The following is a 22,299-nucleotide window of genomic DNA, read 5'->3' as shown; positions in this document are numbered from 1 at the left end:
CTGGATTCCGGATCAAGTCCGGGATGACATATTTAAATGAATAAAATTCGTGTCAGATTCGCACCTTCGCCAACCGGATATTTGCATATTGGGGGGCTTCGCAGTGCCTTATATAATTATTTGTTTGCCAAAAAGAATAACGGAACTTTTATTCTGCGCATTGAGGATACTGACCAGAAACGGCATGTCAAGAAATCGGTAGAGAATTTAATAAAATCTTTGCAGTGGGCGGGACTTGATTATGATGAAGGAACATACTTAAAAAATTCCAAATTCCAAATTCCAAATTCCAAATTTATTGAATCGAAAAATTATCCAGGAATTGCCGAAATAGGGGAGTACGGACCATACATCCAGTCGGAACGCCTAGATATCTATCAGAAATACGCTGAACAGCTAGTTAAGGAAGAAAAAGCATATTATTGTTTTTGCACACCCGAGCGGCTGGATCAAATGAGAAAAGACCAGATTGCCGCAAAGCAAGCGCCGATGTATGACAAATATTGCCTGAAGAATTTAACTCAGGAAGAAATAAATAAAAATTTAAAAAACAATTGTCCGCGCACGATCCGGCTGAAAATTGACCCCGGCGAGACCCTGGAATTTTCCGACATCATCCGGGGAGCCGTAAAATTTGAAACCGGAACGATTGACGACCAAGTACTGCTGAAATCCGACGGATATCCCACTTATCATTTAGCCGGCGTAGTGGATGATCATTTAATGAAAATTACTCATGTAATCCGCGGTGAGGAATGGCTTCCCAGCACTCCCAAGCATATTTTGCTTTATCAAACGTTTGGCTGGGAACCGCCTAAATTTGCCCATTTGCCGCTGCTTTTAAATCCTGATCGGACAAAGTTATCCAAGAGACAGGGGGATGTTAGCGTTGAGGACTACATTCAAAAAGGGTATCTCAGGGAGGCAATCATTAATTTCGTGGCGCTTTTGGGCTGGAATCCGGGCAAAGGAAGCACAAAAGAATTTTTTTCTCTCAATGAACTTGTTAAAGAGTTCGAATTGAAAAAAGTTCACAAAGCCGGAGCAATTTTTGATTTGAAAAAACTGGACTGGATAAACTCTCAATACATTAAAAAATTAACAATTTCCGAACTTTATCAAGAATCGCTGGAATTTTTCAAGAGAAAAGATTTTTACAACAACGCGCTGCCGGAAAAAAAATCAGAAGAATATCTCCGAAAAGTATTGGCAGTTGAACAAGAACGACTGGCAAACCTTGCCGGAGTAGGGGAGAACGATCGATTTTTCTTTGAGGATGTTGAGTATGATAAAGAACTTTTGCGCTGGAAAAATATGAGTGATGAAGAATTAAAAAATTCGTTAGAAAAATCAAAAAATATTTCAGAAAATATTTCAGAAGCTGATTGGACTAAAGAAAATTTAGAAAAAATATTATTGGAGGCGGCCGGAGAAAAGCGCGGAGAGCTTCTTTGGCCTCTTCGCGTTTCTTTAACGGGCGAGAAAAAATCTCCTCCGCCTTTTGAAATCGCCTGGGTTTTAGGCAAGGATGAAACACTAAAAAGATTAAAGCAGGCAATAGATATTTTGTAGTTTGTAGTTTTTTTAGCTTCGCTTTTATGGCTGGACAAATAAAAATAAACAAAAAAATCATTATTCTGGGAATATGTATTTTCGCGCTGATTTTCTGCTGGGGAAAAAGGAGCCACGGGGATAATGACAGCATCACAAATCTCACTCAGGAGAAACAATCTGAATCAGATATAGCCAAAAAGATTAAAGAATTGGAAGAAAAAGCCAAAATTTATCAGCAGATTATCGATATAAAAAGAAAGCAGCAAACGACTCTTGGCAATCAAATTTCCATCATGGAAGCTGAAATTAGCCAATTGGAAGCAGAAACCGAGCTTAACAAGGAAAAAATAGAGATATTTAACAGCCAAATTGAACAACTGCGCGTTCAAATAGAAGAAAAGGAAGATGCGGTGAAAGCGCAGAAGAAAATACTGGCCGAACTGATTCAAACATACTATGAATATAACCAGCAAGCGCTTGTTTCCATCCTTCTTAGTGAAAATGAATTGTCCCGGTTTATGGTAAGGTCTGACCGAATTACTCAAATAGGGGACGGAATAAAAAGTATGCTGGATACCATCCAGGCGCTGAAAACTGATTTGGAAAATGAGAAAAAATCCTTTGAGGATAAAAAGAAAGAAGTAATGGACCTTCAATATAAAATGGAAGAAAAAATGTCTCTTTTAGACAGTAGTAAAGCCCAAAAAGAAATCTTAATTACCCAAACGCAGGGTGAGGAAAATCGTTATCAGGATCTTCTTTCCAGAGTGGAGGAGCAGAAGAAAGAACTGCTGGGAGATATCGATGAGCGTTACGCGGCTAATACCACTGAAATTGATGCCCTTTTTGCCGCTCTAGAGAGACCAACGGCGGGACTGGCATCCACCAGCTGGTATTATTCCCAAAAGGACTCGCGCTGGAAAAATGATATTATCGGAATTTCCAACAGCAAAATGAAGGACTATGGGTGCGCAGTAAGTTCCGTAGCGATGATTTTTACTTATCATGGTTCGCGAATTTCGCCCCAGTCGCTAGCCAAACAGCCCATTTATTATAAAGATCTTATTGTCTGGCCGCTTTCGTGGTCGGGAAGCAAAATTGTTTTAAGTTCGACCTACGGCCACAGCCACGGCAATATCAATTGGAGCGTGGTTGACAAGGAACTGGCCAAAGGCAATCCGGTGGTTGTTTTTGTGCGAGCCAGAGGAAACGCCGGCCACTACGTGGTCATTCATCACAAGAACAAAGATGGGCGTTACGTGGTACACGATCCTTATTGGGGAGCAAACATTTACTTAAACTCAACCATAAAACTTCTTTCCAAACTTTACGGGACTTCGGTGTCAAAAAATTCAATTGATCAAATGATACTTTATAGTAGGAAGTAAAATAATAAAATTAAAACATGGATAAAAAGAAAATTACTGGGGAATATATTGCTGGCTTTGTCGATGGAGAAGGATGCTTTTCGTTAACGCTAAGAAAAGACAAGGGAAAATATTTATACTGGAAATCTGGCTTTTCAATTTTATTAAGAGATGATGATGTTAATATCCTGACCCGTATTAGAAATTATTTCAACTGTGGCGGTATATCATATACAAGGAGCTTTGTAAGATATCAAATTTCCAACAATGATGATCTTGTTAAAGTGATAATTCCTTTCTTTGACAAATTTAAATTAATTGGAAAGAAAAGAAACGACTTTGAATTATGGAAAGAGGCAGTTTTAATTATCGATAAGAACAAAATGAAAAAGATAAATGTGTCAATTGGCAAAAAGGGCTTCACTTGGAATCATTGGAACACCGATGATATTAATAGATTAAAAGTAATAAGAAACAAGATGCTTAAGTACAAAAGTGGTTCTCTTAGGAGAAATTTTAAATACTAGGTCGTCCATCTTTCATTGTACGACGTCCTAGCTATATTAAGAAGCCACTCTTTGGCCCTTCTTCCCTGCCAGTGAGTGGCTGTTTATTTTAAATAGTTCTTTATGAAGATTATTGGATCTTTCCAATAATTTAGTTTTGTTCTCTTTTCACCCTCCCGATAATATCCCGGTAAAATTTTATTTTCAAACGGTCCGGTATAAATTGAAAAGTGCAAATGTTCTTCTTCCCATCCTCCATTGGAAGTACTCATCGCTTTCCCGATCCTTCCTATTGTGTCCCCTATTTTTACCCTATCGCCGCTTTTGACGAGGCGTTTTCCCAAATGTCCGTAAAGAGAATAAAAAATTTTTCCGCTTTTTGGACTTTTATGAGCGATGATTATTATCCCGCCCCAGTTTCTTTTGGCAATTTTTCCTTTTTCGGAAAATTTAGCGGGATGGAGTTTGGAATAAACAATTATTCCGTTTCCAATTGAATAAACTTCTGTCTCGGATTTGACGGGAATATCAGTCCCTAAATGAAGTCCCCAATCTTTTTTATCGTAAAAATTTCTTTGTTTGAATCTTAATGCAATATTACCAGCATCATCAAGAGGAAATCTGACTTTTGAAGTGTGGCGATATAACATAACATTGCGGGAGTTATTTTTTAGATTTCTTCTGATATTCTTCAATAGCTTTGTGCAACGCCTCAGCCGCTAAATTGCTGCAGTGCATCTTAATTGGCGGAAGGCCCTCCAGATTTTCGGCTACGTCTCCCCTAGTGATTCTCATTGCCTCGTTTAATTTTTTGCCTTTCGCCAGATCCGTTACCATTGAGGAAGTAGCTATCGCTGCTCCGCAGCCCAACGTTTCAAACTTTATATCTTTAATAATCTCTTCGCCCTTTTTGTTTTTAGCCACCTTAATATAAATGCGCATAATGTCTCCGCAAACGGGATTGCCGACCGTTCCGACGCCGTCGGGATTTTCTATTTTTCCCAGATTGTGCGGTTGCATAAAATGCTCCAGCACTTTTTTTGAATATTGCATATTACAAAAATTATTTTTTAATTATAAATAATTATAAGCATAAGTAATTTATTTTTGCAAATAAAATAGCGGAAAGACCTTAATAAGTGTCTTTCCGCTTAATCTTCTGGAAAAATATTGAATTGATTTTTTCCGTTTTTCTTTGACTCGCGAAGGCCAACATCAGCTCTTCTTAGTAACTCGATTGGATCTTTATATTCCCCATTGTATTGAACTAATCCTCCGCTGATTGTTACTTTGATTTTGTCACTGTTTTTAAAGTTAAAAGTGTGGCTTTCAACTTTATTTCTTATTCTCTCCGCGAACTCTTTGGCATTAGCGATTTTTGTGCCAGGAAGCAGAATGAGAAATTCGTCACCTCCTAGGCGTCCAAGCTTATCAGTTTTGCGTAAGTATCTTTTTATAAGCATTGACAAATGCTTAAGAAGCTTGTCTCCAATAACAAGACCCACAACATTTACGTCTTTAAAATCGTCAATATCGAACAGTATACTTGTGAATGGAAGGTGATTTCTATCATATAAATTTATCAAATATGATAGCTCTTCAAGTATTCTCTTTCGGCTGTATATGCGTGTAAGATCATCCTTATTTACCTCACTTTCCAGCTTTTTTATCTTTCTATCTCGATTCTTTAATTCTTTATTGAGCTCGCGAATTTTTCCCTTTAAATGGTAAATTTTCTCTTTGAACGTAAATTTCGATTTCAAGGTACTTACTCCTTTCTTTTTCCTTTGTTTGTTTTTCCAGAAGGACTTAGTATAGCACAAGTTTATTATTTTGGCAAGTTTTGCACTAGAGGTAAATTACTTGAATTCTTTTAGTATTTCTCCTGATATAGTTCGAAGTTTTTTGATAATTTCTTTAAGTCCACTAATTGTGAGGTCAATTTCTTCTTTAGTAGTTTGTTTTCCCAATGTCAATCGCAAGCTTCCATGGGCCTGTTCGTGCCGGAGTCCTAAGGCCATAAGAACATGCGAGGGTTCCAGAGTGGATGAAGTGCAAGCTGATCCGGTAGAAGCGGCAATGCCCACTGCGTCCAGCGCCAGCACGATACTCTCCCCTTCCACATTGTCAAACCGAAAATTAGCGTTATTGGGCAATCGTTTTTCCCAGGAACCATTAAGATATGAATTTGGAATTTCTTTCAGCACTCTTTTTATTAGATAATCGCGAAGCAATACAATACTTTTGACTTTTGACTTTTGACTTTTGACTTGTTGGATTGCGGCACCCAATCCGACCATTCCTGCTACGTTATGCGTTCCAGCTCTTAAGTTGAATTCCTGCTCTCCGCCCGTCTGGACTTGGGATATTGGCGTCCCCTTTTTGATATATAGCGCGCCGACTCCTTTTGGGCCGTAAATTTTATGAGCCGAGAGCGAAAGCAAATCAACATTTAATCTTTTAACATCGCAATCAAAATAATTAATTGCCTGAACGGCATCGGTATGAAATAAGGGATATTTTGTTTCATGTTTCATGTTTCGTGTTTCATGAATTAACTTTCCGATTTCGGCAATTGGTTGGACGGTTCCGATTTCATTGTTGACGTACATAATTGAAACCAAAATTGTATTCGTCCTGATTGCTTTTTTAACATCCTTAACTTTTACAATTCCGTTTTTATAAACTGGAAGATAAGTAACTTCAGCTAGGCCTTGGCGCTCTACTTCCAGGACCTTACATGTATTCAAAACGCAATGATGCTCAAACTGCGTTGTGATAATATGTGGTTTTCTCTTATATTTGCCCCAATAAGCTTTGACAACTCCGCGAATGGCTAAATTATTGCTTTCCGTTGCTCCTGAAGTAAAAATTATTTCCCGCGGCTCGCAATTTAAAAATCTAGCTACTTGAGTGCGGGCTTTCTCAATCGCTTCTTTTGCTTCCTGGCCGAAGCTATGAATAGACATCGGATTGCCAAATTTTTCAGAAAAATACAGCTTCATCGCGGCCAAAACCGCCGGATCAACCGGCGTGGTGGCGGCATAATCTAAATAAATTCTCTTTTTCTTCATGTGTATAATATTACTACTTTAAAACAAAAAATCAAACAATAACCCTTTAATACCTTGATACTTTATACTTGCTACTTTATACTTCTAATATGCGCATTTCATATTCAGCATTAGACACCTATCAAACTTGCCCCCTAAAATACAAATTTCAGGAAATTGACAAGATCAGAGTTCCTAAATCCAAAGAGATGGTTTTCGGGACGGTTTTGCATTCCACGCTTAAGTTTATTCATACTCCTGGCATCCTTTCCCCCACTCTTGAACAGGCACTGGATTATTTTTCCCGCAACTGGAATAGCGAGGTTTTTGAGAGCGAAATTGAAGAGCGTTCTGCGTTTTCGCAGGGAGTGCAAATGATCCAGGATTATTACAAGAAAAATGATCCGTCCAAGATCAATATTGTTGATCTGGAAAGCCGGTTTGCCATTGAAGTGGGAGAGCATATTGTTTCCGGAATCATTGACCGGATTGATAAAACCGAAGCGGGCTATGAAATAATTGATTATAAAACCACCAAAAAGATGCCCTCGCAGGAAAAAGTGGACAATGATGTCCAGCTTTCTATTTATCTCCATGCTTTTCTTTCCCGCTATCCGAAAGAAATGGACAATCTCGATAAAATCACTGTCAGTTTATATTATTTAAAACACGGCGTTAAGCTTTCTTCCAAGAGGACTTTCGACCAGCTCAAGCAAAGCGAAAATTTATTTCTGGATACGATTAAAATCATAGAGAGCGGGAAATTTGAACCGATAATCTCTCCGCTTTGCGACTGGTGCGGATACCAGAAACGCTGTCCGATGTGGAAGCATAAATTCAAAGAATTAAGAAAAGCAGATACGGAGGAAATAAATAGAAATATAGTTGAGTATATTGAGGTAAAAGCTCAAAGCGCAAAGCTCAAAACCCAAATAGAAGAACTGCAGGAAAAGATATCCGAATATATGGACAGTGAAGGGGTGGACCAAGTGTTCAGCGAAAGCGGGACAATTATGCGAGCATTGAGAAAAACCTACAAATACGACGAGAAAAAATTAAGAGAAATACTGGAACCATTGGACAAGTGGGAGGATGTTTTAAAGGTGGACGGAATAGCACTGCGCAATATTTTAGGCGTTCTTCCCTATCAAGTTAGAAAAGAAGCGGAAAAAGCGAAAATGATTGACAAGGAGACAAAAAGTTTTACCGTGAAGAAAAAATAATTTATATCATCGGTATTTTACCTATAAACAAGGATAATTCTTATTGTTCCTTGTTTTTTCTTGACTAAATCTGTGAATTGTTGTAATATAGGCTGTTGGTTTAGAGTATTATAGTTTAATGCTCTTTAACAAGTAAAAAGTTCAAAAAATTTATAGATTTGGAGGGGTACCATGAAGGAAGAAAAGGAACAAAAGCCAGAAAGATTTCCTGTTTCAATGCTTTATTCTTTCCTTAAATATATACCATTGTCGGTATATTATAAGGATTGCAATGGCGCATTTATAGCTGTAAGCAGGACTAAAGCGGCACATTACGGCGTTACAGTTGAAGAAATGCTGGGAAAAAAGGACAGTGATTTCCTGCTCCCAGATGAAGCCCAAAGCGCCCTTGAGGATGATCTGGAAGTTATGAAAACCGGACAACCAATCATCGGGAAGGAAGAAAAACTTACACATCCAGATAGCGTAGTATGGGTATCTGCGACAAAAGCTCCTTGGATAGAAAAAGGTGAAATAAAAGGTGTTTTTGGCGTCTCTATAGATATAACTGAAAGAAAGAAGGCTGAAGAAGAGAGGCAAAGAGCAGAAGAAGAACTGAAAAAGCTTAACGAAATGATACTGCACATACTAAGTATCGCAAAACATGATATGCGAAGCAAGGTAATGGCACTAATTTCTACCATTAAGCTGCTTATGAAGGGGCGGTTTGAAAGCATTGATGTCGCATACAAAGATTTGTATAAAACAGCTCTGCAATTAGAACAAATTCTAAATGACTATCTTGCAGAATCTTCTTTATTGAAGATGCAAATACCCAGTAAAAAAACTTTTGATGTTGGGATCGATGTCGTGGATCCAATTATTGATGAATTTTCCAAAGAAATCGAAGAAAAAAACATAGTGATTGACAACAGACTGGGCGGAATTCCAGAAAACGAAGTCATCCTTCCTGAAGCTATTAAAATAGTGGTGTCAGCTATTTTTCGTAATCTGCTTGGAAACGCGATAAAGCATGGAAAAAAAGGAACCAGAATTGCAGTCGGAGTTGAATTTTTAGAGAAATTCAAAAAATTCAATGTATTTGATACAGGCCCTTTAATTCCTCCAGAGATCAGAGAAAAGATGTTTGAAGAAGGTTTTTCTACCGGAGATAGTACTGGAATTGGACTTTCAAAATGCCGCTCCATCGTACGATTACATGGGGGAGATTTGTGGTATGAGACCGCGGGAGATGGCTACAATAATTTTGTTTTTACCATTCCTGCATAACTAAAGCCCTGCATTATATGATTAATGCAGGGCTTATCTTTTTTTAAGCCCGTTTATCTGAAATACTTAAATTTCTTTCCTTATTCAATACAATTTTTATCTAGCTGGTAGTTTTTGGAAATAGCATCTTCGGCACTTTTAATGAAAGATTGTGTTATGCGTTACAAAAAATAAAAAAGTAGCATTGACTCGCATATGCGGGTAGGCGCTACCTATATAAATTATATCAAGAAATTATTTTATGCATGTTCCGCAAGGTGTATATCCCTTGCTTTTTGCTTCTTCCCCGCTCTTGAAACAGATCGTATTTTCCGGCTTTATCCGTTTGGCCCATTGGCAGGTTGGCCGGTGATATTTCGTTGAATTTTTGCTTCCTACGAAAGCACAGTCCTTTAAGGGTATATTTGCCGGTGAGGCACTTTGGGTGCCTTCTGGAGGCAAATTTTGCGTATCAGGAGGGACTGGAGAAGCCATTTCCGGGATATCCTGGCTGCCGGCTAATTTCTCAATAATTAACGGCTTTTGCTGCCATTTTTGGCCCTTAAGGACGCCGGCCTCAAAGGAGATAGAAGCCACCAAAATAAAGCCAGATATAAGGATGATTTTTGTTTCATATTGATTCCAGAAGGATTTAATTTTGGACTTTTCAATTGACATATTTAAGAATATCTGGTAAATTATTTTATGTTGTATGGCGTCCCGCACCAGTTCCGAATTTCGTACACGGTGATTTGAAACTGGCACCGCGGCCACGCCTGCGGCTGAATTATCCGAAATAAATTCTTAATTTATCGAACTGGTGCGGGATGCTCATTTTTGTTCCCGCTCACTTCGCCCCGCACTAAAAAATTTTAACTAAATTGTTAGAGCTAAGTCAAGCACTTTTAGTGCGGGGCTTTGTTCGCAGACAAAAATGGCACATCGTAAAGCCGGCGGCTCAACAGAATTAGGGAGGGATTCAATTTCCAAACGCTTAGGCGTGAAAATTTTTGGCGGCCAGATTGTGAAAACCGGCAATATAATTATTCGCCAGCGCGGAACGAAGTTTCATTCTGGAAAAAATGTCAAACGCGGAGAAGATGATACCCTCTTTGCTTTAAAAGACGGCGTTGTTAAATTTGCTTCTAAAAAAGTTAAGAATTACACAGGCAAACTGGTTAAACGGCGGTTTGTAAGTGTCGAGTAAAATAAGTTGAAAAAGGAGGACCTTTTAATGTCCTGTTTTTTTATTTTCTCTACAAGCTTTCATAAACTCGAGAAACAGTGGATGCGACTTGAGTAGTGAAGATGTAAATTCCGGATGGAATTGGGTTCCTAAAAAGAAAGGATGAACTGATTGAGGAAGTTCGGCGATTTCCATCAGCCGCCGATCAGGTGACTTTCCGGAAAACACCAGTCCTCCTTTTTCCAGACGATCAATATGTTCGGGATTAACCTCCCAGCGATGACGATGACGTTCAGAAATTATCTTCTTGCCGTAGGCGCGGTAAGCAAGCGTACCTTTTTTAAGAACGGCTGGATAAATTCCCAAGCGCATTGTAGCTCCGTAGTTTCTGTCTTCCAAATTCTTTTTTTGCTCCGGCATAATGTCAATAACCGGATTTTTCGTATCGCGGTTGATTTCAGTGGTGTGGGCGTCTTTGAGACCCAGAACATTTCTGGCGAATTCAATGACGGCCAGCTGCATTCCGTAGCACAAACCGAAATAAGGGATCTTATTTTCCCGGCAAAAATGAATAGCTTTAATTTTTCCCTCCACTCCCCTTTCCCCAAAGCCGCCGGGAACAATAATGCCGTCATAATTTTTTAATTCTTCAATTTTATCGGGATTGCCTTCAAACAACTCGCTGTTTATCCAGCTAATTTCCGGTTTTAATCTAAAGTTATAAGCAGCGTGTTTTATGGCCTCAATCACCGAAATATAGGAATCGCTCAAAGTGAAATCCCCGGTTCCAAAGTATTTGCCAACGATTCCAATTTTTATTTTTTCTCTGGCCTCTTTGATATTCTTCACCAGTTTTTTCCATTCTTTTAAGTCCTTCTTTCTCGCCTTAAGTCCCAGCTTTTCCAGAATCCTCGCGCTCAAATGATCCTTTTCAAAATTAAGCGGTACTTCATAGATTGAATCAATGTCAGGCGCCGATATCACATCTTTTCCGCTTACATTGCAGAAAAGCGCGATTTTTTCTTTTCTTCTGTCATCGATCGGCATTTCACTTCGAGCGATAATAATATCCGGCTGGATTCCGGCGGAATTCAAAGCCCGAACGGCCTGCTGAGTGGGCTTCGATTTCATCTCGCCGATCTTCGGCGGGCAGGGCAAATAACTTATCATCACAAATAAAACGTCCGGCGGATTTTTGAGTTTCATTTGCCTAGCCGCTTCAGTATAAAGAAGATTTTCATAATCGCCCGTTGTTCCACCAACTTCAATTATTACAAAGTCCGCTTTATTTAGATTGCCAGCTTTTTTGATTGTTTTTATTATTTCGTCGGTGATATGGGGAATAATTTGAACGCATTTTCCATTGTACTCAAGATTTCTTTCCCGCCTGATTACTTTTCCAAAAATGCTTCCCGTGGTCATGTAATTTTGCGGTGGCAAGGAAACACCCAGAAACCTTTCATAATTCCCCATATCCTGATCGGTTTCCAGTCCACTGGCCAAAACAAACACTTCCCCGTGTTCTGTGGGATTCATGGTGCCGGCGTCAACATTGACATAAGGGTCAATTTTAATAGCCGTCACGGAAAAACCCTTGGCCTGAATAATTTTGGCAATGGAAGAAGTAGCAATCCCCTTTCCAATTCCTGACATTACTCCTCCAAACATGAAAATATATTTTCTGTTCTTCATGAGTTTCTTTACAAGTTACGAATTGCAATGGGATTCCTCGACCCGTTCGCCTTTGGCGAAAAAATTCGGGATGACAAATGCCGGATTCGTATTTTCGTAAATGATTCGTAATTCGTAAACTATTATAAAAGTCGCTCCCCCGCGACTTTAAGTTTCATTAGCGTATTATAAATATGCAAAAATATTATTTCCCTTTAACCACCAATTTAATTTTTATTTTGACGCCGTGACCTAACTCAACGGCAACTTCCCTTTCCCCTATTTCCTTGACGGGCTTGTCCAGTAAAATATTTTTTTCCTCCAATTCCAGCCCTTGTTTTTTTAGTTCAGTGGCAATCTCTTTTGTCCCCACGGATCCAAACAGTTTTCCTTTTTTCTCTTTGACTACAATGGTTATTTCTTTTTCTTTAAGTTGGCGAGCTACATCTTGGGATTTTTTTAGGTCTTCTTTTTCCCGCTCAATCCGCTTTTCTGTTAATTCCCGGGCTTTTTGAATAGTGGTGGGAGTGGCCACTTCCGCTAATTTTCCGGGCAGCAAAAAGTTTCGAGCGTAGCCGTCGGCCACTTCTCTTATATCCCCCTTTTTTCCCGTTTTTCCGACATCTTGCAGAAAAATAACCTTCATGAGTTTGTTAGTTCATATCTATTATATCTAAAGAACCGGGATTGATCAAATGTCATCTCTTTGCCTTTTGGGAAAAGGTGAAAAGGAATAGTGCTTGGGAAGCCAGGGCTTCTATTATTTCAGGATCTTCCAGTTTCTGCTGCTTATTCTGCTTGGCAATTGCGATGCAAACAGTGGTGTTGTTAATGTCGCGAGGTGGTTTTATTAAGAAATAGTAGTCGGTCTCAATTAACCTTTCTTTCCGTTTAACAATTTCTTCGTTAGTGGAACCGCACGATATTTTCTTGTTACTTTTAACCTCTTTAATAGTGTGATGAGAACTCAAATCGATGAAGCGAATAATAATGCGTTTGGATTTACTGAAGGCATAAAGGGCATGGAGAATTGAATCATAGATTTCTTTTTCTTTTTCCGGAGTCAAGACCGAGCTTTCCGGAAGGCCCAAAGCGATGTTTTTTAAAATATCCATTTTGCGGTTGATTTCACCGATATAGGAATAAGAATCGGTAAGGTTCCGGGAAATAATTGAGGCCTCTTTTTGGATCTTTTGCTTTTCCTTAATATTCCATATGAGTTGTTTTTCTTTTATCAGATATATTAAAAAAGCGGCTGTCCCCAAAAAGAAAATAGCCAGCTCCTCCGCTCTTTCCTCGTCAATCAGAGGAAAGTCCTGGCGAATAAGTTCAGGGGAAAGAACCGCCAGAATGAAAATGATTAAATAAATCCAGTACATTTTGAGTTAGCGTTTACAAATGACTTTTTGGTGATTTTCCCGCAAGTATTTTTTCAATTTATCTTTAATCTCTGGATGTTTCAGCCCAAAGTGGATAGTGGCTCTTACGAAATTGAATTTATCGCCGGTGTCTAGCCATTCTCCTTCAAGAAGGCGCCCGTAAACGGGACGATTCTTGGAAAGCATAATTTTAAAAGCGTCGGCTAAGCGAATCTCCCCTGACTTTCCCCGCCGCATTCGGGAAAGAATCCGGAAAATCTCGGGAGTGATAACGTATTTTCCAACCGCTACCATGTTTGAAGGAGCTTTTTCGGGAGATGGTTTTTCCATAATATTTTTTATTTCCACCGTGTGAGCATCGAGTTTTACCCCATCAATAACACCAAACTTAGATACTTCTTTTTTAGCCACTCGGCTTAAACCGATGACGCTGTCCCCGTATTTTTCATAAGTATCAATAAGTTGTTTGGCAGCTGGAACTTTGCTGTCGTAAACGCAGTCGCCGAATAGTATCAGTGCGGGCTCTTGGCCGGTAATGTGATAGGCCTGGAGTATTGCATGGCCATCTCCCAGCGGAAGGGGCTGACGAACATAAGAAAAATTAGCCAGTTTTGAAATTTTTCTAACTTCTTTGAGAAGTTCATGTTTGTTTTTTTCGACCAATGTTTCCTCCAGTTCAAAAGATACGTCAAAATGATCCTCAATGGCCCGTTTCCCGCGGCCGGTGACGAAGATGATTTCTTCTATGCCGGCGGCGACGGCTTCTTCAACAAGATACTGAATTACCGGCTTGTCGACAATGGGAAGCATTTCCTTGGGCTGGGCTTTGGTGGCCGGAAGAAACCTTGTACCAAATCCGGCTACCGGCAAAATGGCTTTTTTGATTTTCATAAAAAAATTCACGCATCTACACGAATTTGCTAAAATTAATCGCTAATTATTTGGATAATATTATTTATGACAATTCGAAATTTTTTATTCGTGTAAGTTAGTTATTTAATAAAAAATAAACCTTAATACTATTGTATTAGGGTTTTTAATGAATGTCTAGCTAGGGGCGATGCATATATCGAAATCTTTTATCAACCAGATCTTTATGCATATCACACATGCGATTAATAGCTTCTTCTAGAATAGGATCAAAGTTTTTATGGATCCCCTTCTCTCTTACTGCTATCCCTGCATCAAGGAGCGCATCAGGTGTTCCTGCATCCATCCATAGTTTATTCTTGTCTGCAATAGTATACTTTAATTCTCCCAAATTCAAATAATATTTATGCAGGTCGACAATTTCAAATTCATTGCGTTTTGAAGGCTTTAATTTCATAGCTTTTTTAATAACTCTATTGTCGTATATGTAAAGACCGACAGATACATAGTTACTTTTTGGTCTTCTCGGTTTTTCGACAATCTCCACAATCTCGCCATTATCTCCTAAAACAACTGTCGCGAATCGCTCCGGGTCTGAAACCTCTTTGATAAAGATATGACCTCCGCTTTCGAAGTTTCTTATAGTTTCCGAAAAATCCTCCTCAAAAACATTGTCACCTAAGATCAACGTAACATTATCGTCGTCTATATGTTTTTTTCCTAAAACAAAAGCTTCTGGAAGTCCGCGCGGTTCCCTTTGAATTTTGAAAGATATATTTATACCATAATCTTCCAGAAAATCCCCTAATAAATTCTTGAAAGAGCCGATATGTTCCGGTGAGGTAATGATAAGGATGTCTCTTATGCCGCCCTTAATCAAAGTGTTGAGCGGATAAAATATCATTTGTCGGTCATAAATAGACTGCAGCTGTTTAGAAACAATAATTGTGTTTGGAAAAAGTCTTTTAGCGCTTCCTCCGGCTAAAATTATTCCTTTCATTGGTTTCCTCCTTTTATTTTTTTCCATAAATTTCTTATTTTAAAGGACTTTTTGGTCTGCTCATCATAACTTAACCGGCAAATTATTTCAAGTCCTTTAAGTTTTAGCCCAAACTTTTATATATGGGAAACTTTTTACATAAAGTGACTACTTCTTTGCGCAACTTTCTTAAGACATTTCTGTTGTTGCGGTTTTCAATTGCGTCATTAATCCATTGGGCAATCATTTTTATTTCTTTTTCTTTCATTCCCCGGCTGGTGACCGCCGGAACGCCAATGCGGATGCCGCTAGGATCCATTGGCGGGCGCGGATCATCAGGAATAACATTTTTATTAAGCGTAATTCCTATTTTATCCAGTGTCTCTTCGGCTTGCCTGCCGGTTACGCCCTTGCTTCCAAAGACATCAACCAGAACCATATGATTTTCCGTTCCGCCGAACATTATTTTAAATCCATATTTTCGCAGTTCCAGTTCCAAAACTTTTGCGTTTTTAAGAATTTGTTTAGCATATTTCTTAAAAGACGGTTTCAGCGCTTCCCCGAAAGCGACCGCCATGGCGGCAATATTGTTCATATGCGGTCCGCCTTGAAAACCGGGAAAAACAGCTTTGTCAATCACCTTCGCGAATTTCTTTTTGCACATAATCATTCCACCCCGCGGCCCTCGGAGCGTTTTGTGGGTCGTGGTGGTGACAATATCAAAATACGGCACCGGATTGGGAAGAGCACGCCCGGCAATTAGGCCGGCGATATGAGCAATATCAATCATTGAGATGGCGCCGACTTTTTTGGCGATTCGCTGGAACTTTTTATAATTAAGCTGCCTTGTATAGGCGGAGAAGCCGGCCAAAATCAATTTTGGTTTTTCTTTTATGGCAATTCGCTCCAATTCGCGATAATCAATTTTTCCGGAAGGGCCGGTTTTATAACGGATGAAATTATAAAGCTTAGCCGAAAGTGTTACTGGATGGCCATGCGTGAGATGCCCCCCATGGGAAAGTTCCATACTCAAGATCTTGTCGCCGGGATTAAGCACCGCTGAATAAACAATCATATTGGCCGGCGCGCCGGAAAGCGGCTGGACATTTACGTGATCGGCGCCAAAAAGTTTCTTAGCCCGCTTAATGGCTAGGCGTTCAACTTCGTCAGTATGGCGCTGGCCTCCGTAGTATCTTCGGCCGGGATATCCCTCCGAATATTTATTGGTGAAAACCGAGCCAAGCGCTTCCAGAACCGCGACGGACGCGTAGTTTTCTGATGCGATGAGTTCCAGTCCCTCCTGCTGGCGTCGAAGTTCTCCGGCTACGGTCTGATATGCCGCCGGATCTTGTTTTTTGAGTGTTTTGAAATTCATTTGCTATTTTCCGGCGAGTTAATATTTTTGAGATCCTCCAATTTATTTTTTATTTCCATAATCATCTCGTGCTGGTGCTCCAAATAAATAAGCACTGTTTCAATTTCTTTTTCCGACTTAAGATTTACATCAAAATCAACATCTGCTCGGGTTTCGTCGTGGCGGGCTTGAAGATTTTGACCAATAAGAATAAGTGGAAATAGAAGCAACTGAATCATATTGGAAATAAAAAGCCAAAGAACAAAAGCCGGGAAAGGATCAAAACGCAGTTCTTCTGCGGCTAGAGTGTTCCAAAACAGCCATCCGATTGTCCAGATAAAAATTATCAAGAAAAATCCCATTGAACCAACGTGTTCTGTGATCCAACGAGCGATCCGCTCCAGAACCGTCAAGTTTTCCTGATAAGTGGTGTAAACATTGCGAATTGGTTTCGTAGTTTTGCGCAGTTCCTTGAGTGTCCGAAGTTCGAGTCGATTATTAGTATTGGTGTTCATATTTGTTGCAGTTTTACTACCGTATACTGTTATACGGTAGTAAAATTTTTAGTTAACAATTATAAATTAGAATATTGTTTTTCGTAGTAATTTTTGTATTCCCCGTTCTTGATATTTCGCCACCAGCTTTCATTGTCTTTATACCACTCGATTGTTTTTTTAATTCCTTCATCAAATGATGTTTTTAGCCGCCACCCCAGTTCATTTTTGATTTTAGAAGAGTTAATCGCGTAGCGGCGGTCGTGGCCCGGACGGTCTTTGACATATTCTATCATTTCTTCTCCTTTGCCCATAAGTTCCAAAATTTTATCGGTAATTTCCTTGTTGTTTTTTTCGGTGTTTCCTCCGACGCAGTAGGTCTCCCCTATTTTACCGCGATGAATTATCAAATCAATTGCTTCGCAGTGATCTTCAACATAAAGCCAATCGCGGACATTCAGACCATCTCCATAGAGAGGAATTTTTTTACCCTCAATCAAATTAGTGACAAATAACGGTATAAGTTTTTCCGGAAACTGATACGGGCCGTAATTATTGGAACAGTTGGAAATGGTGACAGGTAAATTATAGGTGCGGTGATAGGCCCTAACCAGATGATCAGAAGCAGCTTTGGAGGCGCTGTAGGGGCTGCTGGGATCATAGAGGGTGTTTTCGGAAAAAGGAGGATCATTTGGTCCAAGTGAGCCGAAAATTTCATCGGTGGAGACATGATGGAAGCGTTTTCCGCCGTTAATTCTGGCGGCTTCAAGCAAGACATAAGTACCGACGATATTAGAGCGAATGAAGTTTTGCGGATCTAGGATGGATCGATCAACGTGGGTTTCAGCGGCGAAATTAACAATAACATCCGCATCTTTTACCAACTTATTGACCAGTTGTTCATCAGTGATATCGCCCTTAACAAAGCCGTAACGGGGATCATTTTCCACGTCGCGAAGATTTTCCAAATTTCCGGCGTAGGTCAAAAGGTCCAGATTTACCACCTGGTAGTCCGGATATTTATTGAGGAGGTGGCGGATGAAATTGGAGCCAATGAATCCGGCTCCGCCGGTGATAAGTAGTTTCATAGATGCATTTTAATCATAGTACATTTTAGGCAAAATAAAAAGGCGAGTTTGTCTACTTAAGCTTACTCGCCTTTTAACAGATTAAATCTAGTTTTTTCTGTTTTTTCTTTTCAATATATTTTCAGAAAGAACAGTTATGCCAAGTATAAGCAAAAAACCTGCTATTATTAATACATCTAAGTCAATCATTTCTCCCCCCTTTTTTTTGGATATGTTTTTCTACTTCTTTTCTTTTTTCTAACTCCTATTTTTCTCTTCCTTTTCTTTTATTTACCGAAAATAGCGACTAACCTTCTTTTTCTTATAGAATTCCTTATTTCTCTTATTTTCCTTTCTGCTTCATATACCTTATCAAAAGTATTAACATAAGGATCGGAATAAGTATCCTGTTCCAATCTATACAGCTCCGCTTTTTCCTTTTTCGTCACTTTCCATCTTTCTTCCAAATTTTTAAGGTACCCCATTTTTTCCTCCTCATCAAGTTTGCTTTTACTACGATATTACATTATATCATAGTACCATATTCTTTTTTATTTTTGATTATTTAAAACAATGTCTGAATTTATTGTGAAAGAATAATCATTTTTTATACCACTTGAATCAGTAATGTGAAGTTGAATTGGTACATCGTTAATCCCTGCCTGTTTTTGGATTTTCAGATCATACTCGTTTTTGACATTTTCCGGCAGTGTATAGGTTAACTCCACTGTTTTGCTCTGTCCCAGCGGAACTTTGACGATGGCGCCGAAAAACTTTTTGCCGAATTCCGTTCCGAATTTTGGGTCCGAATCGGCCCCCTGCCAATTTGTCAGCCAGCTTCCGTCCGGCACGTAAACCCGCAAGTATGTTAAATAATCCCTAGTCATAAAATCCTTTTGTTTGGCAGTATGGTTGTAAGTTATCCTGAGATGGGCAACCGGCTTTTCTTGGGTCAGATCAATAGAATAGTCAACTAATCGCTTGACATAATAATCACTTTTATATGCTCCTAGATTGGCATCTACCGTCATCAGATAATCCTTGCTCCAATTTTGATCCACTGCACCTGCCCAATTTGTCTCTTCAGCCGATTTTTGAAGATCGGAATTTTTAAAATAAAGCTGAATATCTTTTTTCTTTAAGTCCTCAAGAATAATTTTTGCTAGTTCCAATTTTTGGGTGCTGTTGAATCCAGAAACTCTTTTGGAAATTTCAGCCGCCAGCAAATTCATTACTGATTTTCTTTCCCCCTTTTCGATTCCCTGCTGGGCGTAACCTTTCTCCACCTGATATTCAAGAGAGATGACCGCATTTTCACTGTCGTAAGTTCCCGGGTAGTCCTCGATCTGAACAGGTCCGGTAACTTTCAAAACAGATGTTAAAACGTTGGAAGTTATGGCGATAACCGCGTCAAATTGCTCCTCCCCTTTGCCAAGGTGGTAAAATTCCTCGGCCTTTTTGGCGTTAGTCGGAAAATCCGGGGAAAAATTAGAATCGCGGAGTTTCCAGGAAGAAATTCGAAGCGTTTCTTTCATTGGGTAAGGAGGTTCAAAGGTATCAGGAATTCTTGCATCAAAATTGGAAAGGTCATGGGTCTGAATTTCCTGAATTTGGCCATTTTTTACTTTCAAAATTCCGAATGATCCTATATATCCTCCACCCGGCCGGATTTCAAGGTTGTTTTGAAATAGGACTAAAAAGGTTTTTTCTGTACTGTCCTTTTTAGTAAAGTAATCCGCCAGTGTTATTAATGTTTTGTAATCGCCCAATTGTTCTTTCCCTACCGGCAAATAATCCAAGACGGCGCCAATTTTTTCCGTTCCTCCGAAGCGCGTCTGCCAAAAGAAAAACCAGCCAATAAGAAACAGTATCGCCGCTACCCAGAATATAAGCCAGAATTTAATTGAACGTTTTTTATACATAATGTTGAAATGCAAATATCAAATATCAAAAATCAAAATGAAAAATTATGTCGTTTTTTTGAATTTTGATTTGCCATTTTACACTTTGATTTTTACATTTTTAATTTATTTTACAGTTCTCCTCTCAAAAGCTGATTCAGCCGCTTTTTTAATTCCTCTTCAGTCGGTTCGGTAATTTCTTTCGGTTCTTCTTCTAAGATTTCAGCCGCTTCGCCATTTAAGGCAGGAGGGATATCGTACAATTCCTCTTGAGGAGGAGAGATGATCTCATCCGCCACCGGAAGATTTTCCGGCGCTTTAGATTTTCTAGCTGTTGATTCTTCTTTTCCGGCAGGAAAGCCAGGGATTACCAGTTCTTCTTCCATTGCGGCAATTTTATTCTCCTCTTTTCTTTCAAATCTCGGCAATTTAAAAATATCTTTTTTAACTCTGGCAAGATTAATAAAGGCCGAAAAAATAACATTTAGTAAGAACGAGCTCAACAGCCCCAGGGCCGCGCTTAAAAGAATCAGCCAATACCAGTACTTTAAAATCGGAGTAGTAATTGGACCTTCCACAATTCGCAAATCAATGTCTGTTTTAATATTATAATACCGGCTGGCGGTGTCGATGAGGGTGCGAGTGGCTTGCTCAGCAAGTTGAACTGATTGCGTCCGGTCTTTTTCCATAATTTCAATATTGATAAATGTGCTTTTGTTTTCCTGTTTTATGCCTAAAGTTTTATTCCACAATTTCTTCCGCTCGTCTTTTGAGCGGCCAGAAAATTGGTCGGTTAATTCCGGATTATCTTTCAGGAGGCGATCATAAAAAGCCAAAGTGCGGGGAATTTTGACTAAGTTTGCCAAAATGTAGGGAGTATGAAAAGCCGCCTTTTCGCTTTTGGGAATAAAAAGTACAGAGACCTGCGAGCGGTAATACCGAAATTCACCAGTCAGCAAAAGGAAAAAAGTAACTCCCAAAATGAGCGCCAGGACAAAAAAAGAAAAAGAAAATCGGATATTGATAGATTTAAACTTTTCTTGGTTGCCGTTCATAATTTATGCTTTTACTTTCTCGCTAAAGAATTAATAACATCCTGATAAGCCCGCAAGGTCTTTCCAGCGGCGGAGTCCCAACTGAATTCGCGCCTCACCCGCTCCCTAGCCAGTGCCCCTATACGTTCCGTTTCAGCTGGTTTATTAAGCAAATAAGCCAGTTTTTCTTTAAGATCTTCAATGTCTTTTACAATAAAGGTAAAGCCGGCATTCCCGACCGCTTCCTTGTTTTCCTTAATGTTACTTACTAAAGGCGCGATGCCGTAACCCATAGCTTCCAAAAGCGCGATGGAAAGTCCTTCTGATTCTGACGGCTGGACAAAGAGATAGGTATGGGAAAAAAGCTGTGAGAGCGCCTTTCCTGATTGAGCGCCGGTAAATATAATGTTTCCCCTTTTCTCACTGATCAGGCGAAGATATTTGACATACTCGTCGGTGTGAAATCCGTCTCCCGCAATAACCAGCTTGAAATTATTGGGAAGTTTGTTTGTGTCTTCCAGCCGCTTGAAGGCCTCAATGAGGTAGTGAATTCCCTTATGCTTTATCAGTCGCCCGACATAGAGAATATAGCGTTTTTCTTTCAATCCCCATTGGGAAAGCAGATTAGTTTCAGGATTATGAGCAATCTCCGCTCCATTGGGAATAATAGCCCCATAGGTCCCATATTTTTTCCGCGCCCAATCGTATAGGGACTTGCTCACCACGATTGTTTTGTGAGGAATAGTGCAGATTATGTATTCGCCAAAACGAAGATAAGTCCTTGCCAGCCAGTCCCATTTTTGATGAAAACAGTCACGCGAATTAAAAGTTCCTACTAATGCGGTCTTCCGGTTAAATATTTTTATTATCCAAGATAATGTGGAAGGACCCGGAGCCTGATAATTTATCACGTCGTAACCCTGAAAAAGAGCATGCATGGTAGCCAAAAATGTATGACTGATGGCATCCAAGTGTTTTGTGGGGATATTAGGAAGATGAATAATTTTTACTCCCCGGTACTCCTTTAAATTTCGGTCAGTGTAATTATTGCGCGCATACACAAAAACCTCATGGCCCATTTCAGCCATTCTTGAAGAAAGTTCTTCTACTCGCTTCTCAACTCCTCCGGAAACAGCCGGTATTCCTTTTTGACCAATAAAAGCGATGCGCATCGGATTTGATTTATCTGATTATAATAATATTTGAAACAGTGCCGAATTTATTATCATAGATTCGGTTGTCCGGGCGAATAGTAACTCCATTCCACACGCTTGAATTAAAATGATTTCTTTGAACCCGGGCAATTCCCCAGCGGTCGTTTCCGTGAATGCTTGAATCGTGGAGGTCTATTCTTCCGGCTCCGCCGTAGGAGTTGATTTCCACGCCTTCTCTTTTATTTTCGGAAAAAGAATT

General features: G+C 39.5%; 24 protein-coding genes. 6 read left to right on the top strand and 18 right to left on the bottom strand.

Going from position 1 to position 22,299, the window contains the following annotated elements:
* Positions 1–36: 36 nt before the first annotated feature.
* From gltX to NT136_02885, 3 genes are read left to right on the top strand one after another with little or no spacing between them, the layout of a single operon-like run.
* Positions 37–1,572, top strand: a complete 1,536-nt coding sequence (gltX, locus tag NT136_02895; protein ID MCX6765881.1) for a glutamate--tRNA ligase — start codon at positions 37–39, stop codon at positions 1,570–1,572.
* 26 nt (positions 1,573–1,598) lie between these two features.
* Positions 1,599–2,942 carry a C39 family peptidase gene (locus NT136_02890; GenBank protein ID MCX6765880.1) on the top strand — a complete coding sequence of 448 codons (1,344 nt, stop codon included), beginning with the start codon at positions 1,599–1,601 and terminating at the stop codon, positions 2,940–2,942.
* A 17-nt stretch (positions 2,943–2,959) separates the two neighbouring features.
* Positions 2,960–3,448, top strand: coding sequence for an LAGLIDADG family homing endonuclease (locus tag NT136_02885; GenBank protein MCX6765879.1), 489 nt, complete (start codon positions 2,960–2,962; stop codon positions 3,446–3,448).
* 83 nt (positions 3,449–3,531) lie between these two features.
* Here the strand turns inward: NT136_02885 and NT136_02880 are convergent, their stop codons facing one another.
* The 4 genes from NT136_02880 to NT136_02865 all read right to left on the bottom strand — a co-directional run bounded on the left by NT136_02880 (position 3,532) and on the right by NT136_02865 (position 6,501).
* A complete protein-coding gene (locus NT136_02880; GenBank protein ID MCX6765878.1) occupies positions 3,532–4,077 on the bottom strand; it encodes a M23 family metallopeptidase in 546 nt (181 codons plus the stop codon).
* A gap of 13 nt (positions 4,078–4,090) precedes the next feature.
* Positions 4,091–4,480: a Fe-S cluster assembly scaffold protein NifU gene (gene nifU, locus NT136_02875; GenBank protein MCX6765877.1), complete on the bottom strand. Its 390-nt coding sequence runs from the start codon at positions 4,478–4,480 to the stop codon at positions 4,091–4,093.
* A gap of 98 nt (positions 4,481–4,578) precedes the next feature.
* Positions 4,579–5,190 carry a GGDEF domain-containing protein gene (locus NT136_02870; protein MCX6765876.1) on the bottom strand — a complete coding sequence of 204 codons (612 nt, stop codon included), beginning with the start codon at positions 5,188–5,190 and terminating at the stop codon, positions 4,579–4,581.
* Between the two features lie 96 nt (positions 5,191–5,286).
* Positions 5,287–6,501, bottom strand: a complete 1,215-nt coding sequence (locus NT136_02865; GenBank protein MCX6765875.1) for a cysteine desulfurase family protein — start codon at positions 6,499–6,501, stop codon at positions 5,287–5,289.
* Between the two features lie 89 nt (positions 6,502–6,590).
* Between NT136_02865 and NT136_02860 the strand changes: the two genes are divergently transcribed.
* Both NT136_02860 and NT136_02855 read left to right on the top strand, forming a co-directional pair.
* Positions 6,591–7,703 (top strand): PD-(D/E)XK nuclease family protein, encoded by a 1,113-nt coding sequence (locus NT136_02860; protein MCX6765874.1) that lies wholly within the window; start codon positions 6,591–6,593, stop codon positions 7,701–7,703.
* 171 nt (positions 7,704–7,874) lie between these two features.
* Positions 7,875–8,972, top strand: a complete 1,098-nt coding sequence (locus NT136_02855) for a PAS domain-containing sensor histidine kinase (GenBank protein MCX6765873.1) — start codon at positions 7,875–7,877, stop codon at positions 8,970–8,972.
* A gap of 234 nt (positions 8,973–9,206) precedes the next feature.
* Here NT136_02855 and NT136_02850 read toward each other — a convergent pair whose 3' ends face one another.
* The gene (locus NT136_02850) at positions 9,207–9,629 is read right to left on the bottom strand and encodes a hypothetical protein (protein MCX6765872.1); all 423 of its coding nucleotides are present in this window, start codon (positions 9,627–9,629) and stop codon (positions 9,207–9,209) included.
* 256 nt (positions 9,630–9,885) lie between these two features.
* Here NT136_02850 and rpmA point away from each other — a divergent pair, with 256 nt between their 5' ends.
* Positions 9,886–10,158: a 50S ribosomal protein L27 gene (rpmA, locus tag NT136_02845; GenBank protein ID MCX6765871.1), complete on the top strand. Its 273-nt coding sequence runs from the start codon at positions 9,886–9,888 to the stop codon at positions 10,156–10,158.
* A 24-nt stretch (positions 10,159–10,182) separates the two neighbouring features.
* On the opposite strand, the gene NT136_02840 is transcribed toward rpmA, so the two are convergent.
* The 13 genes from NT136_02840 to NT136_02780 form a co-directional block, all read right to left on the bottom strand.
* Entirely contained in the window at positions 10,183–11,829 is a 1,647-nt protein-coding gene (locus NT136_02840) for a CTP synthase (GenBank protein MCX6765870.1), read from the bottom strand.
* Positions 11,830–12,013: 184 nt separating this feature from the next.
* Positions 12,014–12,454 carry a 50S ribosomal protein L9 gene (rplI, locus tag NT136_02835; GenBank protein MCX6765869.1) on the bottom strand — a complete coding sequence of 147 codons (441 nt, stop codon included), beginning with the start codon at positions 12,452–12,454 and terminating at the stop codon, positions 12,014–12,016.
* A gap of 52 nt (positions 12,455–12,506) precedes the next feature.
* Complete coding sequence (locus NT136_02830) at positions 12,507–13,187, bottom strand: hypothetical protein (GenBank protein ID MCX6765868.1); 681 nt, start codon at positions 13,185–13,187, stop codon at positions 12,507–12,509.
* A gap of 6 nt (positions 13,188–13,193) precedes the next feature.
* A complete protein-coding gene (galU, locus tag NT136_02825; protein ID MCX6765867.1) occupies positions 13,194–14,078 on the bottom strand; it encodes a UTP--glucose-1-phosphate uridylyltransferase GalU in 885 nt (294 codons plus the stop codon).
* A 160-nt stretch (positions 14,079–14,238) separates the two neighbouring features.
* On the bottom strand, positions 14,239–15,084 hold the full coding sequence (locus tag NT136_02820; GenBank protein ID MCX6765866.1) for a sugar phosphate nucleotidyltransferase: 846 nt from the start codon (positions 15,082–15,084) through the stop codon (positions 14,239–14,241).
* Positions 15,085–15,160: 76 nt separating this feature from the next.
* Positions 15,161–16,411, bottom strand: a complete 1,251-nt coding sequence (locus NT136_02815; protein MCX6765865.1) for a serine hydroxymethyltransferase — start codon at positions 16,409–16,411, stop codon at positions 15,161–15,163.
* Positions 16,408–16,905, bottom strand: a complete 498-nt coding sequence (locus NT136_02810; protein MCX6765864.1) for a DUF1003 domain-containing protein — start codon at positions 16,903–16,905, stop codon at positions 16,408–16,410. The genes NT136_02815 and NT136_02810 overlap by 4 nt, the downstream gene beginning before the upstream one ends.
* A gap of 59 nt (positions 16,906–16,964) precedes the next feature.
* A complete protein-coding gene (gene rfbB / locus NT136_02805; protein ID MCX6765863.1) occupies positions 16,965–17,972 on the bottom strand; it encodes a dTDP-glucose 4,6-dehydratase in 1,008 nt (335 codons plus the stop codon).
* Between the two features lie 266 nt (positions 17,973–18,238).
* Positions 18,239–18,436, bottom strand: a complete 198-nt coding sequence (locus NT136_02800; protein ID MCX6765862.1) for a hypothetical protein — start codon at positions 18,434–18,436, stop codon at positions 18,239–18,241.
* A gap of 66 nt (positions 18,437–18,502) precedes the next feature.
* Positions 18,503–19,873, bottom strand: coding sequence for a DUF4012 domain-containing protein (locus NT136_02795; protein MCX6765861.1), 1,371 nt, complete (start codon positions 19,871–19,873; stop codon positions 18,503–18,505).
* Positions 19,874–19,983: 110 nt separating this feature from the next.
* Positions 19,984–20,907 (bottom strand): hypothetical protein, encoded by a 924-nt coding sequence (locus NT136_02790; protein MCX6765860.1) that lies wholly within the window; start codon positions 20,905–20,907, stop codon positions 19,984–19,986.
* 11 nt (positions 20,908–20,918) lie between these two features.
* Positions 20,919–22,058: a glycosyltransferase family 4 protein gene (locus tag NT136_02785; protein MCX6765859.1), complete on the bottom strand. Its 1,140-nt coding sequence runs from the start codon at positions 22,056–22,058 to the stop codon at positions 20,919–20,921.
* Between the two features lie 10 nt (positions 22,059–22,068).
* A partial coding sequence (locus NT136_02780; GenBank protein MCX6765858.1) for a hypothetical protein occupies positions 22,069–22,299 on the bottom strand: 231 nt, incomplete at its 5' end.

It is taken from the genome of Candidatus Moraniibacteriota bacterium, from assembly GCA_026396275.1.
Taxonomy (GTDB): domain Bacteria; phylum Patescibacteriota; class Minisyncoccia; order Moranbacterales; family JAPLXC01; genus JAPLXC01.
Note: the sequence above shows the minus strand (reverse complement) of the source record. Positions and strands in the feature narration are given on the sequence as shown.

Bases quoted from the DNA above. Each gene is read 5' to 3' on its own strand.
- nifU (MCX6765877.1), bottom strand. From the start codon at position 4,480: ATGCAATATTCAAAAAAAGTGCTGGAGCATTTTATGCAACCGCACAAT.
- NT136_02800 (MCX6765862.1), bottom strand. From the start codon at position 18,436: ATGGGGTACCTTAAAAATTTGGAAGAAAGATGGAAAGTGACGAAAAAG.
- galU (MCX6765867.1), bottom strand. From the start codon at position 14,078: ATGAAAATCAAAAAAGCCATTTTGCCGGTAGCCGGATTTGGTACAAGG.
- NT136_02795 (MCX6765861.1), bottom strand. From the start codon at position 19,873: ATGTATAAAAAACGTTCAATTAAATTCTGGCTTATATTCTGGGTAGCG.
- rpmA (MCX6765871.1), top strand. From the start codon at position 9,886: ATGGCACATCGTAAAGCCGGCGGCTCAACAGAATTAGGGAGGGATTCA.
- NT136_02820 (MCX6765866.1), bottom strand. From the start codon at position 15,084: ATGGAAAAAAATAAAAGGAGGAAACCAATGAAAGGAATAATTTTAGCC.
- NT136_02815 (MCX6765865.1), bottom strand. From the start codon at position 16,411: ATGAATTTCAAAACACTCAAAAAACAAGATCCGGCGGCATATCAGACC.
- NT136_02890 (MCX6765880.1), top strand. From the start codon at position 1,599: ATGGCTGGACAAATAAAAATAAACAAAAAAATCATTATTCTGGGAATA.
- NT136_02855 (MCX6765873.1), top strand. From the start codon at position 7,875: ATGAAGGAAGAAAAGGAACAAAAGCCAGAAAGATTTCCTGTTTCAATG.
- gltX (MCX6765881.1), top strand. From the start codon at position 37: ATGAATAAAATTCGTGTCAGATTCGCACCTTCGCCAACCGGATATTTG.
- NT136_02840 (MCX6765870.1), bottom strand. From the start codon at position 11,829: ATGAAGAACAGAAAATATATTTTCATGTTTGGAGGAGTAATGTCAGGA.
- NT136_02810 (MCX6765864.1), bottom strand. From the start codon at position 16,905: ATGAACACCAATACTAATAATCGACTCGAACTTCGGACACTCAAGGAA.
- NT136_02860 (MCX6765874.1), top strand. From the start codon at position 6,591: ATGCGCATTTCATATTCAGCATTAGACACCTATCAAACTTGCCCCCTA.
- NT136_02850 (MCX6765872.1), bottom strand. From the start codon at position 9,629: ATGTCAATTGAAAAGTCCAAAATTAAATCCTTCTGGAATCAATATGAA.
- NT136_02785 (MCX6765859.1), bottom strand. From the start codon at position 22,058: ATGCGCATCGCTTTTATTGGTCAAAAAGGAATACCGGCTGTTTCCGGA.
- rfbB (MCX6765863.1), bottom strand. From the start codon at position 17,972: ATGAAACTACTTATCACCGGCGGAGCCGGATTCATTGGCTCCAATTTC.
- NT136_02830 (MCX6765868.1), bottom strand. From the start codon at position 13,187: ATGTACTGGATTTATTTAATCATTTTCATTCTGGCGGTTCTTTCCCCT.
- NT136_02880 (MCX6765878.1), bottom strand. From the start codon at position 4,077: ATGTTATATCGCCACACTTCAAAAGTCAGATTTCCTCTTGATGATGCT.
- NT136_02865 (MCX6765875.1), bottom strand. From the start codon at position 6,501: ATGAAGAAAAAGAGAATTTATTTAGATTATGCCGCCACCACGCCGGTT.
- NT136_02885 (MCX6765879.1), top strand. From the start codon at position 2,960: ATGGATAAAAAGAAAATTACTGGGGAATATATTGCTGGCTTTGTCGAT.
- NT136_02790 (MCX6765860.1), bottom strand. From the start codon at position 20,907: ATGAACGGCAACCAAGAAAAGTTTAAATCTATCAATATCCGATTTTCT.
- rplI (MCX6765869.1), bottom strand. From the start codon at position 12,454: ATGAAGGTTATTTTTCTGCAAGATGTCGGAAAAACGGGAAAAAAGGGG.